Below are 14872 nucleotides of genomic sequence, written 5' to 3'. Positions count from 1 at the left end.
TTACAAATTAATGTAATACATTAAACTTTCACAAAGTTCGGCTTCTGTACAGATATTATCAATATTGCATTGACCAATATGCGTCAGTAATGTGCAATTTATTTTACCATCCTGATTTTTCTTATCCTTTTGCATAATGGCAAACAGGGTATCAAAACTCGATTCGGCAATTGTATATTTTGGATAAAGATCGCTAAATACATTTGTTATTTCGCTCAATTCGGCAGCGCTTAACCCTGTTTTTTTGTGTGAGAGATACGACTCGCAGATCATGCCTATTGCTATAGCTTCACCATGAGATAAAGAGTCTTTATCATTTATTAATGAATTAGTTTCGATTGCATGGCCAATGGTATGACCAAAATTCAAAGCTTTGCGGATGCCTTTTTCAGTTGGATCTTCAATAGTTATTACATTCTTTATCTCTACAGAGCGGTAAACCAATTGTGCCGAAGGGTTTTTCAGGTCGCTTGATTTAAGCTGATCCCAATAGTTAGCATCGGCAATTAAACCATGTTTAAGCATCTCTGCAATGCCCGAAAGGATTTGGCGGGCGGGAAGTGTTTTTAAAAAATCGTACTCAATAAATACAGCTTTGGGCTGGGTAAAAGTACCTACGATATTTTTTATACTATCAATATCAATCCCCGTTTTACCGCCTACTGATGCATCTACCTGAGATAAAAGGGTGGTAGGTACATGCACAAAATCAAATCCCCTTTTAAAAGTTGAAGCTGCAAAGCCCCCCAGATCCGTTACAACGCCACCACCAAGATTTATTAACAGGCTTTTACGGTCGGCACCAAAGTCGATCAGCATTTTCCATACACCAATGCAAAAATCAATATCCTTGCTTTCTTCGCCGGCATTTATTTCGATAAGGTCATAGTCGCCCAGGCCATCAATCTTGCTTTTTATGATGGGTAAGCAGTGAACACCCGTGTTCTCATCGGTTAAAATAAAAAAGCGCGAATAGTTACCTTTTTTAATAAAGTTAACCAGTTCGTCAATGCTATTATTAAAATAAATAGGGTAATTATTGCTTTGAATAGTATCCATAATTATATCACCATGATTTTATTACCTCTGAATTCAACCAGGTCACCGCGCTTAACTTTAAGCCGTTTACGGTAGTCAACCTGGCCATTATAAGTCACTTCGCCCTCACTTACAACTATTTGCGCCTCACCGCCTGTTGACACCAGATTGGCGGCTTTTAGTAATTGTATCATGGGGATATAGTCGCCCGTTAATTTAAATTCTATCATGGAGGGGCAAAAATAAACTATTCATGGAATAATGAGATATCATTTTATAATTTTGCAAATGCTTTCTAACGAAACGAACAATAACATCAAACACGCTAAGCTCTCTTTTGAAAATACAGAAATCGCTTTCCGTCATTCATCTAATGCTGATCTTAACCGGGCCTACTGGTTGTTCAGAATAATTAACATTAACTTTTTGGTAAAGATAGGTCCGCCGGTAACCAACCTGGCTATGAAAATAGGCTTACCCATTAAAAGCCTTATAAAGGCAACCATATTTAAACACTTTTGCGGTGGCGAAACTATTGAGGAATGTAATAATACGATTAAAAATCTACACAGCGGTGGGGTAGGTACCATATTAGATTACTCTATAGAAGGTGAGGATGATGAAGCTGTATTTGACGATACCCGCGACGAGATCATACGAACCATAGTACGTGCTGCAACAGACAAAGCTGTCCCTATCACTGTTTTTAAAATAACAGGTGTTGGCCGTTTTGCACTATTAGAAAAACTTGATGCCCGGCTGCCGCTTACTGCTGACGAAGAAAAAGAATGGCAAAGAGTTCAAAACAGGGTGCTGGCCATTTGTGATAAGGCTCATACCAGTAACGTGCCGGTAATGATTGATGCTGAAGAAAGCTGGATACAGGAAACCATTGACCTGTTAGCATTGACCATGATGAGCCGCTTTAACACTAAAAGGGCAATTGTATACAACACGTATCAAATGTACAGGCATGATAAGCTGGCATCGATATTAAATGACCATGAAATTGCCATTAGTGAGGGGTTTATTTTAGGTGCAAAAATTGTGCGCGGAGCCTATATGGAAAAGGAACGTAAGCGCGCTGAAGAAAATGGTTATCCATCGCCCATTCAACCTGACAAAAAAGCTACCGATCTTGATTATGATTCTGCACTCGATTATTGCACTACTCATATTAATAAGATAGCTTTTATAGCTGGAACCCATAACGAAGAAAGCTGCCGTTTACTTGCCGAACTTTTAGATGCTAAACAAATAGACCATAAGAACCCTCATGTTTATTTTTCGCAGCTATTGGGCATGAGCGATAACCTGAGCTTTAACCTTGCTGATGCCCAATATAATGTAGCTAAATATGTTCCGTACGGCCCCATTAAGGCTGTATTACCCTATTTATTTAGACGTGCGCAGGAAAATACAGCCATAGCCGGGCAAATGAGCCGGGAGCTAAGTTTAATTGTAAAAGAAAAAAGAAGAAGAGGGTAACAATTATTGAATTTACTCGAGTTAAAAGCTATAGAATTTGCACATTCTATAGCTTTTCTCTTTTAAAGAACTGTTGCAGCGTATCGGGAGCTGTCATTAAAAAGGTTTGGATACCTAATTTTTGAGCGGCGGCTAAATGCTGCGGACTATCGTCAATAAATAATGTCTCGGAAGGATCAAGGCTGTTTTCCTTTAATACTAAATCAAAAATTTCAGGTTCGGGTTTGCGTTTGCCGGTTAGGTGCGAATAATATGTTTTTTCGAAAATGTGATCATTCCCATCAAAGCCAAATTCAGATTTCAGATAAGCCATAATATGGTCGTAATGGATAGCATTGATATTACTCAGTAAAAAAGTACGGTATTTATCCTTCAAGTTTAACAGCAATTCGTTGTTGCCAGCCTCAATTCCGAGTAACATACTATTCCATGCAGTGTTAATTTGATCATTTGTCAACGCTTGATTGCCTGTTTTTTGCCTGATATAAGTCCTGAATTCGTCGGATGTAACCTCGCCGCGATCAAATTTGTCAAAAATTTCGTCCTGTTGTTTATGACCAAAAAATTCCGCTGCATTATTGATTCCCAGTTGCTTCCATGCTTGCTGCGCCCTTAAAAAGTCGATACTAAATATAACGTTACCGTAGTCAAAGATGATGTTTTTGATATTTTGCATAAAAAGGGTTTTGTAATTTGACGACAAATATGTAAAATTGCACCCGTTAAACAAACACAAATAGCTGCGCCTATAGCTCAGTTGGTTAGAGTAGAAGACTCATAATCTTTTGGTCCCTGGTTCGAGCCCAGGTGGGCGCACGAAAAATAAAGCATTTTTTTGCCTTTATTTCACGATCTAAAATAGCCCTTTTCTGCACGGAAAGGGCTATTTTTGTTAAAAATAGTGGCTTTCTCTGCCGCGCAGCTTAACCAGGTGATCACCCATGTTAAAGTCAGGTCTTACATAATTTTTTGTTGAACTTGACGAAAAATCGTCTGGAATACGTCTGGATGATTTTCGTCGCTAAAGAAACTTAATTATGGCGACAGTTAGCGCAGTGGTTTACGAGGGTCAGAAAAAGGCCGACGGAACCTACAATGTGAAAATTAGAGTATTTGACAGAACTTTGAGTAAAAGTTTCGTTATTCCAGTTTCGTGGGTATTCAAGACAAGCGGCAGAAGTTAATAGCAGACCCGGAAAATTTGTTGATGAATGAAATTTATGTCAAATAATTATATAAAGGAGTGACAAGACTTTGTGTTTGAAGTTCATTGGGATTGCTGAAAAAAAATCAAAGATAACTGTAATTTTACTGTCGGAGTTGCGATGCACCGAGCGGCCGACTGGTTGATAGCCATGGTCGGGCTAGCCAAGCGCCTTTCCCGAATATAACCTTAAACAAAACAGCTTCCCTGTTACCAAAGAAGCTGCTTTTAAAATAAGGGAACTCCATTAATTTCCGAGGCTTGCCATATCTATAACAAAGCGATATTTTACATCAACTTTTTCCAAGTGTTCAAATGCCTTGTTTACATATTCGATGTCAATGATTTGTGACTATCAGTAATATGATGATTTAAAAACCATACATACCACCCGAAACGGAAATTTGCTCTCCTGTAATCCAGGCTGCATCATCGGAAGCAAGAAATACGGCAGCTTTTGCAATATCTTGGGGCTGACCTCTGCGACCAAGCGGGGTATTGGCAACAAACATTTTTTCATACTCACTGCCAGGGGTAACGCCCGCACTGGTTGCTCCTTCTGTTTCCGTAGCGCCAGGCAAAATAGAATTGATACGAACGTTTTTTGCACCCAGTTCTTTCGACAAAGAAATCGTTATGGCATCTAATGCTGCTTTAGTTGCAGAGTACAAAGAGACTCCCGCCATCGGCGATTTGCTTGCACCCGAACTGATATTGATGATATTGCCACCCTTATCGCCAAACAGTTTTAAAGATGCCTGGATAGTAAGTACAGGACCCAAAACATTGACGTTGAAATGCTGATGAAAAGCTTCTACCGATGCATGTTCAATAGGTAAAAATTGCTGAAAGACCGCGTTGTTTACCAAAATATCCAATGAGCCAAAAGCCGTATTGGTTTCTTCAAACAGCCTGGTTACATCGGCTTCTTTCGATACATCGGCCTGTACCGCAATGGCAATTCCTCCATTGTCCGTGATCTCCTTCACTACGCTATCTGCGCTTTCTTTACTTGAGGCATAATTCACAACTACCTTTGCGCCTTCTGCCGCAAAGTATTTGGCAATAGAGGCGCCTATTCCTTTTGAAGAGCCGGTAACTACCGCCACTTTGTTTTTTAATTTATTCATTGTTTTATTATTAAAGATTTGAATCACGATTCATCAGTCGAACTTGACCAGGTCCTTAAAAATCAGTTGCCCCCAGCTATTTCCGTGCGCCTGTACAAGCAGTCCGCCTTCTGAAAGCCCGCCAAGTTGGATTGGTGCAAAACCGAGATCTTCCGCAAGCGCACCGATCTTTGCTGCTGCGCCGTCATCATCGCTTGCCAGGAAAATGACTCTCCTACCACCATGTACGGCCGGAGCCTGGTCAAGAATGGCGGCGATCAGATGGTTGAAGCCCTTAACCAATTTTCCACCGGTGAAGGCCTGCGCGACGAACTCGGCAGAAGGCATTCCTCCCAACTTCGCGGGGGGCACGCCGTAGGCATTGGTCACATCGACGATGGTCTTTCCCTGCCAAGTGGGCAGTGCCTTTGCCACATCTGGGTGCGATTCAAAACGCACAGCCAGAAAGATGACGTCTGCCTTGACGGCTTCTGCCAGTGTTGTGGGAATGATCCCGGGTCCGATTGCGGCCGCATCGGATGCAAAACTTTCCGGATTGCGTGTAGTTGCAACGGATACTTCGATTCCGTTGCGGGCAAACGCCCTGGCCAGGGCCTTGCCGATATTGCCGAAGCCTATTATGGCGTAGCTCGCTGCTTTATTTTCTGATTTGCTCATTTTGAAAATTATTTTAATTATTTAATGGCGCGAGTTTATAACTCGCGCCGACCTGGGTTAATTACTTAGCCAAATAGGTCATGCCGCCATCAACAAGGATTTCAGCACCCAGCAAAAACGAAGAATCATCAGAGGCCAGGAAAACTGCTGTTTTACCAATGTCAGCTGGTTGCCCGATTCTGCCTATCGGCATTTCACCTGCAAAGTGTTTTTTTATAGCTTCAATTTGTTCTAAGGGAACAAACTTTTCAAATGCCGGTGTATCTGTTGTACCTGGTGTTATTACATTTGCTCTGATTTTTCTGCCTAAAAGGTCGCTTGAAAATGCTTTTGCAAAAAAGATCACGGCCGCTTTTGCAGCACCATAAAGCGTAAAATTCGGATAAGCCCGATGTGCTGCATTTGACCCGATCAAAATAATAGAACCGGCATCATTCATATAGGGCAATGCTTTATGAACCGTGAAGTAAACACTTTTCAGGTTTAAATCTATTGTCTTGTCAAAGTCGGCTTCGCCAAGAGTTGTCACAGTTCCTACAGCTCCACCCCCCGCGTTGGCTACGATCACATCTATTTTACCAAACTTTTCAGCTGTTGCTTTAAATACTCTTTCCAGATCGGCAAGGTTGGTTACATCGGCATTTATGGCTATAAAATTATCGCCAAGCTGAGCCACAGCATTATCTAAAGTTTTCTGGTTTCTGCCGACAATAACTCCTTTAGCACCTTCATTTTTAAATTCCAGGGCAATGCCAAAACCAATGCCGCTATTACCACCTGTGATAACTGCTACTTTGTTTATTAATCTACTCATTATTTGATATATTTTTAAAATCTGTTTCGCAAAGGTATTATCAATAGTTTATATTTGTAACTATTACAGTATATTCTGGTTACCATTGGGTAACTACAATTTAAAATCATATGAGAGACGAAAGATTTTGTAATTCGCATTGTCCATTTACGAGAGCTATTGGCACCATTGGTAATAAATGGAAACCAATTTTATTAGATGTTATTGGCACCCGTACCATTCGTTTTGGTCAGCTCGATTCCATAGTACCACTCATTTCAAGGAAGGTACTAACCGAACAACTAAAAGAGTTGGAAGAAGATGGACTATTGGAAAGATTGGCCTATAAGGAATTACCGCCAAGGGTAGAATATAAGTTGTCTGAAAAAGGCTTAGCTTTTTTGCCAATTTTAGAAAACATAAAAGAATGGAATTTAAAATATGAAGTAGCTTTAATACCCAAACAAACTGATAGGGTAAATTATGCCAGATAGTGTAAATTCTTGCGAGCAACAACTTTTCTAAGATGGGCCTAGTAGTACACCGTAATTTAAACCCCAAACGCCTCCTTAACGATTCCGAAATACGAGGGTCCGGTAATAATGCGCGTAAAATCCTGATTGTTTAAAACCAGGGAGTACCGGTTATTGGAGTATTTATGTATTTCAACAACTTTTTGCTTGTTGACGATGTAGGACTTCTGCACGCGGATGAAATCGGCAGACAGCTTTTCTTCCAGCACAGCCAGCATGTGATCGCAAAAAAGCCTTTGCCCGTTCTGTGTATGCACGTAAGTGTATTTATCATAGGCTTCAAAATAGACGATATCCGATAATTGCACCAGGGTGAATTTGGTGCCTTTTTTTACCGAAAGCGTTTTGATCTCTTTTCGCGGCCTGAACCCATTAAATATTGACTCGATATTATTCCAAACCGGGTTGGCATCGTTACCGCCCGCAAAATGCTGTAATTTATTAATTGAACGTGCTATCCGGTCTTCCTTTAAAGGTTTCAGCAGGTAATCTACCGAGAGCGCGTCAAATGCTTTGATGGCATATTCATCATAAGCGGTAGTGAAAATAACAAAAGGCTTGTAGTTTAATTCCTTCAGCACATCAAAGCCGAGCATATCGGTTAATTGAATGTCAAGGAAGATGACATCAGGTCTCAGCCCATTGATCAGCTCAATCGCGGCGCTTCCGTTACTGGCTTCGCCCGCAATATGGATCGTTTGCCTGTGTTCGCCCAAAAGCTCGGCAAGCAGCCGCCTTGCCGGCGGTTCATCGTCTACAATAACGGCTTTAAACGGGTTGCGCATTTTTTACAGTGTCAGTAATAGCAATGGTAACTTGTTTTACCGGCTCGTTCTCAAAATAGATGGTATGTTTATCAGGATAAAACAGGTTCAGCTTATCCATCACGCTTTTTAAACCGTAACCAATTTGTATATCGTCCGGAAATGGTTCGCCATTGTCAAATATTATAAGGTCAATATGATTCGCCTCACACGTAATCGTTATTTTGATGATCCCTTTTTTATTAGCTTCTTTTAATCCATGTTTCACCGCGTTCTCAACCAGCGGCTGCAAGATAAACTTAGGAACTTTTACCTGCTTTACAGCGTTATCCATTTCAATCGATATTTCCAGTTTATCTTCAAATCGTATCTTTTCTATCATCAGGTAATTTTCAACCATTTCAACTTCATCCTCCAAAGCGATCATGGTTTCGTTTTTTTTGTTTAGGCTGTACCGAAACAAGTCAGCAAGGGCAATCGTCATTTGCCTGGCTTTTGCGCCTTGGTGCAAAGATAATTCGGCAATAGAATTAAGCGTATTATATAAAAAATGCGGGTTCACTTTGGCTTGCAACGCGTCCAGCTCGGCTTTCGTTTTTAGCTCGTTCAATTTTGATATTTCCAGCTCCCTTTCAAAACGAAGTCGTTTTTCGGCGAGATTGGCGTAAGTGATATTAAGGTATAGTGCCGAAACGATCCCGCTAAACAGCAGCGACATCAGGAAGGTATAAGTAATGGTATTGATGCGGTGACTGGGGTCTATAAGCATAGCCATCCAGATATTGGTAGACGTGAGAAAAAAAAATATACAGGCCACGATAATCAAATGCTGCTTAAAGAGCGACATGCCCCGGTTTTCAAGCCATCGTTGTATATAGGATATGACCAATACGGGCAGGAAAACGAAAAAAGCCGACCGCAATAAATGAAAGAAGGAAACAAGACAAAATTGCTCAAACGTATCGAACCCGTTATAACACGGGTAAAACGACATGATGGCCATGTAAAAACACAGGAATATGAGGCACAACGCCAGTCTGCGCCGGTTAAAGCTACTGATATTAAACCCGCTGAACAGGATTTCAGACCGGTAATACAGATAGATCCCAATGCTCGAGAAGAAGAAAATATTGCTCAGCACTACGGCTGTTCCAAAAGGGATATGCATAATTTCAATTTACATAATTGTGCCGCTTTTTATTATATCATGGGCATTTATTTGGTAAAGATCATTTTAGCGGCGATAACTACCAACAATACCGCAAACATTTTCTTTAATAACGGGACTGGGAGGTTTAACGCCAGCTTTGAACCCAGATAACCACCCAACATAAATACGATAGCGATAACCAAAGCATATTTGATGTTTACATAACCCGCCTTGTAATAATTAAAGGCGGCGAAAAAACCGATCGGCGGCAGCATGATTGCAATAGTTGTTCCCTGCGCCATACGCTGATCCATGGACAGGAACAACACCAGCGCCGGTATCAGGATAATGCCCCCGCCAAGCCCGACCATGCCGCCAAGGAAACCCGCTGCCAGGCCTATCAATATAAGAATTAAAAACGTTGACCCGCTCATCATGATATAATTAGTAAAGGTTTTGATGATCGGTTAAAATGGCCTTTGCGTCGCGGCAGCTTTCAACATTGCCTGACGCCCATACTACCGAATACAGGCCATTGTACAGCAGGTATACATGAGTATAGCCTTCCGATGTGAGTTTTTTACAAAGTGAGCTCACATCTACCCCGGTCATGCCCCGCATTTTCATACTTGCGGTAAAGGCTCCGTAAATCAGAACAGGGGTCGATTTGGGTTTATCTCTGAGGTAGGTTTCCAGGCCCTCTTCAGAAAAATTAACAGCATTTTTGATGTGCCCTAAATTTGAATAATTATTGGATGACATATTTTTAAACTCCATCGCCGGCCGGATGTCCGCTACTATTAAGCCGGGGGTTTTATTCACCAGATCCACGGTCTCCCTGACGCCGATTATTTTATAGGCAGGGGCGCCAATAATTAATTCCTTTCGCAAATCTGATGTCGATACCGTGTTAGTCAAAAAGGAATTATATCCTTCGAAAAGTACTGATACGTTCCGGAACCCTGCTTTAATTAATTTCGAGGCGGCTTTCATCGCATCATCGGTATGCAGTTCGTATACTAAAACAGGGCGTTCTTTATATTTCTCAAGTTTTGGTATTTCCTGGTCAAAATTACTTAGTGGTACATTAATAGCAACTTTTAACCGGCCTACATTAGCATAGTCCATACTATCTGTGCCGTTGAATGCCGCAACAGGCCTGACATCGATCACGACGTTATTTTTATCTTTGACAAATGCGAAAGCATCTTTCGGCCCCATTAATTTATAAGGCATCGCGGTGGTGAATAATGATGTTTTACAAGGGAAATCAGCATCCGCCGCCCTGTCAACCTCGGTCATTCCGCCGTTTAAACTGTAAACTTTGGTGAATCCGTTATCAGCCAGCGCTTTACTCACTACGCGGCTACGCTGACTATGCGAACAATAAACCAATATTGTTTTATCCTTATAAGTCTCCAGGTCCTTAGCATGATTGTCAATGGAGTCAATGGAGATATTGATGGCCCCTTTGAACCTTCCTATATTGGAACTAATATACTTGCTGGTATCAGCATATTCACCCGGCGACCGTACGTCCAGCAAAACGATATCCGGATTTTTAGCGATCAGGTCGCAAGCTTCCTTAAAGTAAATTGCTTTGTAATTACTATTGTCAAAACGCTGGTTTATTTGTGCATTTGCCGTGAGGCAAGCGATGCAACAAATTGAAAAGGCAAGGATTTTAAATTTCATAGGATTAGCATTCATATTTTATTGCTTAAAGATATTAAGCGCGCAACAGCCCGCCTAATAAAATGGAGTGAAAGCGGGGATACCTGGAGTGAAGTAAGATTAATGAAGCCCAGAAGGGAAATTCTTTGAACACTTAATGGAGTTTTTAGAGGCAGTTGAGCCGATTTTGAAAGATGAAAACAAGATTGCAGTACCTGAAATTTTTAAATGTAGATTATCGATGTTTTGTGGTTCGATCCTAGTCTGAGGAACAATGGCCTTGTGAACCCTACGGGATTCGAACAATCATAAATGCCGGATATGGTTCTTTGCTTTTCTTACTGAATAAGAAGTCCGCGTTACAACATGGTAAATCTTTATCATGTTGGTCATGACTTTAATAAAAGGCTTGCTTCAGGAGGTAAATAAAAAAGTCGGCATACATAGCTTGTTATTCTGTCTTCAAACTTTTTATCGGGTTTGCCAATGCGGCTTTTATGGACTGGACGCTTACCGTTATTAATGTGATTAGTATAGCGCCAATAGCTGTAACGATAAATATCCACCAGGCGACATCGGTGTGATACTGATAATTACGCAGCCAGTTGTGCATGAAATAATAAGCTACAGGCGAGGCTATAATTATTGAAATAAACACCAGTATGGCAAAATCTTTCGATAACAATTGCCACAGGGCGAACACTGAAGCGCCAAGCACCTTACGTATACCTATTTCCTTAACACGCTGTTCGGCCATGAATGATGCCATGCCAAAAAGCCCGAGACAACTGATGAATATAGCCAGGCCGGCGAAGACAGTAGCCAGCTTACCTATGCGTTCTTCATTACCGAATTCTTTGGCGTATTCCTGGTCAACGAAGTGATACTCAAATGGCTGTTGGGGATTCTCGGTTTTTAACACCGAAGCGATGTTGCTAATAGCTTTAACTGCACTCATTTTCGGGTTTATCTTTAGCAGTAAACAGCCTCCTGGCCATTTCGTCAAAAAATAAACCATAGGTTGCACCTGTTCATAAGGTGAACGGTTAATGATGTCTTTAGTCACCCCTATGATCCTAAACTTTTGACTATAAAAGGTTATGTAATTTTCTGTCGGTTTTTTCATAGTCATAAAGTCAGCTGCTGCCTGGTTGATGATCACCGCTGCTGAATCAGAAAGGAATGAACGTGAGAAGTCGCGGCCTGCGCTGAATTCCCAACCAATGGTTTTACCATAATCGTATGAAATATCCTCCTGGCTGAAACCGACATCCAGGTTAGGGTCTTTTCCGGGCCATCCGACGCCGCCAGTAGTACCGGCAACTTTGTTAGGCGGAGCATCTGCTTCGGCCATTTCAGTTATCGTACCATTGCTCGCAAGGGCCTGTTTTATCGCATCAAAATGTTGGTGGAGTTCAAAAGTTCGTACGGGTATGGCAACCAATCTGTCCTGGCTGTAGCCTACAGGGCGGTCTTTGGCAAAAATTATCTGCCGGATAACCACAATGGTACCGATAATAAGCACAATAGAAACTGTAAACTGAAGCACCACCAGTACTTTACGCGGGGCCGAAGTCAGCCGTCCGACCCGGAACGCCCCCTTTAATACCTTCACAGGCTTAAATGACGACAGGTAGAGGGCCGGATAGCTGCCGGTGATAATAGCAGTGATAAAACTGAGGCCAATTCCCGCGAGCCAAAACGCCGGACTGTTCCAGGGAATGACTATTTGTTTACCAGCCAGCTGATCGAAGGCTGAAAGGCTTAACTCCACCAATAGTATCGAGAACAAAAAAGCCATCAATACACAAAGTAATGATTCACCGTAAAACTGTTTTATTAATTGGCCGCGGGATGAACCAATTGCCTTGCGGATACCTACTTCGCGCGCGCGTTTCTCTGATCTGGCTGTACTTAAGTTCATGAAGTTGATACAGGCCAGCAGCAGTACAAACACACCTACAATACCAAAAAGCCACACATATTGTATTTCGCCACCAATGTTTTTTCCGTCCTTAAACTCGCTGTACAAATGCCATTTACTCATTGGCTGCAGAAACAGCGCCTGTTTTGCTGAAGCTGCAACTGGTTTTAAATGCCGGAGCATTTCATCTCTGATCTTTAAAGATACTTTGTCAAGGTCGGCATTGTGAGCCAGTTGAACATATAAGTTAACAATGCCTGGGCCCCATGGCTCCCTCATTCCGCTCAAGCCTGCCTCAAAGTGGCCCCATGAACCAATAAAAGCCATGCCGCCAAGCGTGGTATTTTCGGGCAGATCTGCATAAACGCCAGCTATTTTTAGATTATCTAAACCGTTCCACCTCAAATTTAACTTCAAAACTTTACCCATGGGGTCCTCATTGCCGAAAAATGCCTTCGCTGTAGCCGCCGATATTAATATCGACGATGGGTCCTTTATAGCATCGCCTCTGCCTTCGAGCATATTTAGTGTAAACAGGGCTGGCCCACCGGCTTCCATGAAGGTACCTTGCTCAGTCAGTTTTTTGTCGCCTAATGCCAATATATAATCTCTCGGGAGTGTCGACATTGCTATAGACTTAAAATCGCTGCCATAGTTTTTGCGTAGCTCGGCTGCCAAAGGATACGGTACATGGAACGAGGTTTTCACTTCGCCATTATTGGTCACATTTTGTATTACCTGGGCTATACGGTGATAATTACCGTGGTACTTATTAAATGATACTTCATCCAAAATCCACAAACTGATTAGCATTACCACTGCCATACCCACTGCAAGGCCACCTATATTAATAAGCGATAATACTTTATTATTAATAAGGTTGCGCCAGGCAATTTTGAAATAATTTTTAAACATATAATTGCGATTTAATTTTACAGGAGCCCAACCTGGCGGGCTTTCTGAACGCAATATTACCGACGGTAAGTGTGATGGGGTGGCCAACTTATCATTTGGCAACTCTTTTTTCAGGCCGTTCTTGTATTCCATTGGCGTTTTTCCGGTCATTTCTTTAAAAACGCGGTTGAAAGTTCTTTGGGAATTAAACCCCGACTCGTAGGCGATCCCCAGCAGTGTGAGCCGGTCGTGGGTCGGGTCCTGCATCTTCCGGGTAGTTTCACGAACCCTGAACTCATTAATAAAGTCGCTGAAGTTCTTCTCCATCCCCACATTAATAATCCGCGATAAATCGTGCGGGTGGATATTCAGCTTTATTGCCAGGGAGGTCAATGTCAATTCGGCATCCTCGTAAAGACGGTTTGCAGCTACGGCTTCCTTTAGCCTTCGGCTTTTTTCTTTTGCATCATATCTATCTGTTATCGGCCTGGCCAGTTGTGTGCTGCTATCCAATTTTAGCATCACTTCAGCGGCCACGCCCATCAGCACAAAAGCAATGGTAAAACTCAAGACATCATTAAACAGCCATAACATGCAAAGCAAGCCGAGCAGGTGCAAGGCCTTATCTAACCGGCGGAAAGCAAAGCGCGGCCTATCCATTAGCACCGGCTGCAAGCGGTTATAAAAATGCTGTATCAGCCGGTGCGACAGATATAAATAAATGACAACCGAAATTAGCACCAGCCAGCCCGGCATCCAATACGCAACCAGCAAAGGGCAAAAATGCAGAACATCCTTTCGGCCAAGTTGCAGGTTTGGTGCCGTCATCCGCCGCACATAAAAATACAACAGCGGCCCCAGCGCCGGTAAAAAAATCGACGAAAGCCCACCAGTCTTCAGTACAATTACAGCTAAAGCGGCACTTAAAAACAGGTTGGCTGCTTGGCCTTCTCTTTTTGCGAATGCTACAAGCACCGCAAGTGTAAACCCCGAAAACAGGGTTGCCATGGCGGCCAGTTGGTACAGGTTAATATGAAATATATCAGGATTCAAGTTATTCAAATAGCCCAAAGGCTGTTTCAAATTTACAACATATTGGCATATAGAAAATTATACGGCGATTGAAATATTTGCTGTAACAAAAGCGAACATAGGGCGTTCGTTTCGGGGTGGGTGATAAAGATTTAGAGTCTGAAGTTTAAAGAATATTCAAAACAAACCTCCAAAAGGGATTAGAACACCATTAAGTCAGTTTAAATTCTGATTATTAGATGATTGTATTATTCGGCAAAAGTACGATCGAGAAAACACCTTAGCTTAAAAACAAGTAAACCTCTAACAATCAAATTTTTAGAGGTTTAAACTTATTGTAGTAGCTCAAAGGGAAATTCTTAGAACACTTAATGGAGTTTTTAGAGGCTTTTTAAGGACTAGACTGACGTAATGTTATCAGGTTACAATCACGGTAACAATAGCCTCTTTTCACAAATCTATATAGACAAAGCGCGCTTAGAGGAAAATTTGTGGGGCTTTATTAAAGATATCGACCAGGCGATTTCTTTTTTCTATTTTATCAAGTGATTTTTGATGAGGTATCACTAATAAGGAGGATAGGGACGTTGT

The 14872-nt window shown here is 41.8% G+C and carries 13 protein-coding genes and 1 tRNA gene; 3 read left to right on the top strand and 11 right to left on the bottom strand.

Annotation, left to right across the window (positions count from 1 at the left end; all coding sequences use genetic code 11):
- Positions 1-1059, bottom strand: a complete 1059-nt coding sequence (aroB, locus tag M2273_RS04940; RefSeq protein ID WP_429393735.1) for a 3-dehydroquinate synthase — start codon at positions 1057-1059, stop codon at positions 1-3.
- 2 nt (positions 1060-1061) lie between these two features.
- On the bottom strand, positions 1062-1268 hold the full coding sequence (locus M2273_RS04935; RefSeq protein WP_429393732.1) for an RNA-binding S4 domain-containing protein: 207 nt from the start codon (positions 1266-1268) through the stop codon (positions 1062-1064).
- Between the two features lie 58 nt (positions 1269-1326).
- Here M2273_RS04935 and M2273_RS04930 point away from each other — a divergent pair, with 58 nt between their 5' ends.
- Positions 1327-2526, top strand: a complete 1200-nt coding sequence (locus tag M2273_RS04930; RefSeq protein ID WP_429393729.1) for a proline dehydrogenase family protein — start codon at positions 1327-1329, stop codon at positions 2524-2526.
- A 46-nt stretch (positions 2527-2572) separates the two neighbouring features.
- Here the strand turns inward: M2273_RS04930 and M2273_RS04925 are convergent, their stop codons facing one another.
- The gene (locus M2273_RS04925; RefSeq protein ID WP_429393726.1) at positions 2573-3202 is read right to left on the bottom strand and encodes an HAD family hydrolase; all 630 of its coding nucleotides are present in this window, start codon (positions 3200-3202) and stop codon (positions 2573-2575) included.
- 66 nt (positions 3203-3268) lie between these two features.
- On the opposite strand from M2273_RS04925, the gene M2273_RS04920 reads away from it, so the two are divergent.
- A tRNA-Ile gene (locus tag M2273_RS04920) sits at positions 3269-3342 on the top strand.
- A gap of 759 nt (positions 3343-4101) precedes the next feature.
- On the opposite strand, the gene M2273_RS04915 is transcribed toward M2273_RS04920, so the two are convergent.
- The 3 genes from M2273_RS04915 to M2273_RS04905 form a co-directional block, all read right to left on the bottom strand.
- The gene (locus tag M2273_RS04915) at positions 4102-4860 is read right to left on the bottom strand and encodes an SDR family NAD(P)-dependent oxidoreductase (protein ID WP_429393723.1); all 759 of its coding nucleotides are present in this window, start codon (positions 4858-4860) and stop codon (positions 4102-4104) included.
- Between the two features lie 33 nt (positions 4861-4893).
- Positions 4894-5517, bottom strand: coding sequence for an NADPH-dependent F420 reductase (locus M2273_RS04910; RefSeq protein WP_429393721.1), 624 nt, complete (start codon positions 5515-5517; stop codon positions 4894-4896).
- A gap of 61 nt (positions 5518-5578) precedes the next feature.
- Positions 5579-6331: an SDR family NAD(P)-dependent oxidoreductase gene (locus tag M2273_RS04905; protein ID WP_429393718.1), complete on the bottom strand. Its 753-nt coding sequence runs from the start codon at positions 6329-6331 to the stop codon at positions 5579-5581.
- A gap of 110 nt (positions 6332-6441) precedes the next feature.
- On the opposite strand from M2273_RS04905, the gene M2273_RS04900 reads away from it, so the two are divergent.
- Complete coding sequence (locus M2273_RS04900) at positions 6442-6804, top strand: winged helix-turn-helix transcriptional regulator (RefSeq protein WP_429393715.1); 363 nt, start codon at positions 6442-6444, stop codon at positions 6802-6804.
- Between the two features lie 56 nt (positions 6805-6860).
- Here the strand turns inward: M2273_RS04900 and M2273_RS04895 are convergent, their stop codons facing one another.
- The 5 genes from M2273_RS04895 to M2273_RS04875 all read right to left on the bottom strand — a co-directional run bounded on the left by M2273_RS04895 (position 6861) and on the right by M2273_RS04875 (position 14302).
- A complete protein-coding gene (locus M2273_RS04895; protein WP_429393712.1) occupies positions 6861-7628 on the bottom strand; it encodes a LytR/AlgR family response regulator transcription factor in 768 nt (255 codons plus the stop codon).
- Positions 7612-8775, bottom strand: coding sequence for a sensor histidine kinase (locus M2273_RS04890; RefSeq protein ID WP_429393709.1), 1164 nt, complete (start codon positions 8773-8775; stop codon positions 7612-7614). The genes M2273_RS04895 and M2273_RS04890 overlap by 17 nt, the downstream gene beginning before the upstream one ends.
- A gap of 47 nt (positions 8776-8822) precedes the next feature.
- Positions 8823-9194 carry a TSUP family transporter gene (locus M2273_RS04885; protein WP_429393706.1) on the bottom strand — a complete coding sequence of 124 codons (372 nt, stop codon included), beginning with the start codon at positions 9192-9194 and terminating at the stop codon, positions 8823-8825.
- Between the two features lie 7 nt (positions 9195-9201).
- The gene (locus tag M2273_RS04880; protein WP_429393703.1) at positions 9202-10452 is read right to left on the bottom strand and encodes a rhodanese-like domain-containing protein; all 1251 of its coding nucleotides are present in this window, start codon (positions 10450-10452) and stop codon (positions 9202-9204) included.
- A gap of 430 nt (positions 10453-10882) precedes the next feature.
- On the bottom strand, positions 10883-14302 hold the full coding sequence (locus M2273_RS04875) for an FtsX-like permease family protein (protein ID WP_429393700.1): 3420 nt from the start codon (positions 14300-14302) through the stop codon (positions 10883-10885).
- Positions 14303-14872 lie beyond the last annotated feature (570 nt).

The organism is Mucilaginibacter lappiensis, from assembly GCF_050433765.1.
Lineage (GTDB): Bacteria > Bacteroidota > Bacteroidia > Sphingobacteriales > Sphingobacteriaceae > Mucilaginibacter > Mucilaginibacter lappiensis_A.
This window is presented reverse-complemented; position numbering and strand designations above follow the sequence as displayed.

Bases quoted from the DNA above. Each gene is read 5' to 3' on its own strand.
- M2273_RS04925 (WP_429393726.1), bottom strand. From the start codon at position 3,202: ATGCAAAATATCAAAAACATCATCTTTGACTACGGTAACGTTATATTT.
- M2273_RS04915 (WP_429393723.1), bottom strand. From the start codon at position 4,860: ATGAATAAATTAAAAAACAAAGTGGCGGTAGTTACCGGCTCTTCAAAA.
- M2273_RS04880 (WP_429393703.1), bottom strand. From the start codon at position 10,452: ATGAAATTTAAAATCCTTGCCTTTTCAATTTGTTGCATCGCTTGCCTC.
- M2273_RS04930 (WP_429393729.1), top strand. From the start codon at position 1,327: ATGCTTTCTAACGAAACGAACAATAACATCAAACACGCTAAGCTCTCT.
- M2273_RS04900 (WP_429393715.1), top strand. From the start codon at position 6,442: ATGAGAGACGAAAGATTTTGTAATTCGCATTGTCCATTTACGAGAGCT.
- M2273_RS04910 (WP_429393721.1), bottom strand. From the start codon at position 5,517: ATGAGCAAATCAGAAAATAAAGCAGCGAGCTACGCCATAATAGGCTTC.
- M2273_RS04885 (WP_429393706.1), bottom strand. From the start codon at position 9,194: ATGATGAGCGGGTCAACGTTTTTAATTCTTATATTGATAGGCCTGGCA.
- aroB (WP_429393735.1), bottom strand. From the start codon at position 1,059: ATGGATACTATTCAAAGCAATAATTACCCTATTTATTTTAATAATAGC.
- M2273_RS04905 (WP_429393718.1), bottom strand. From the start codon at position 6,331: ATGAGTAGATTAATAAACAAAGTAGCAGTTATCACAGGTGGTAATAGC.
- M2273_RS04890 (WP_429393709.1), bottom strand. From the start codon at position 8,775: ATGCATATCCCTTTTGGAACAGCCGTAGTGCTGAGCAATATTTTCTTC.
- M2273_RS04895 (WP_429393712.1), bottom strand. From the start codon at position 7,628: ATGCGCAACCCGTTTAAAGCCGTTATTGTAGACGATGAACCGCCGGCA.
- M2273_RS04935 (WP_429393732.1), bottom strand. From the start codon at position 1,268: ATGATAGAATTTAAATTAACGGGCGACTATATCCCCATGATACAATTA.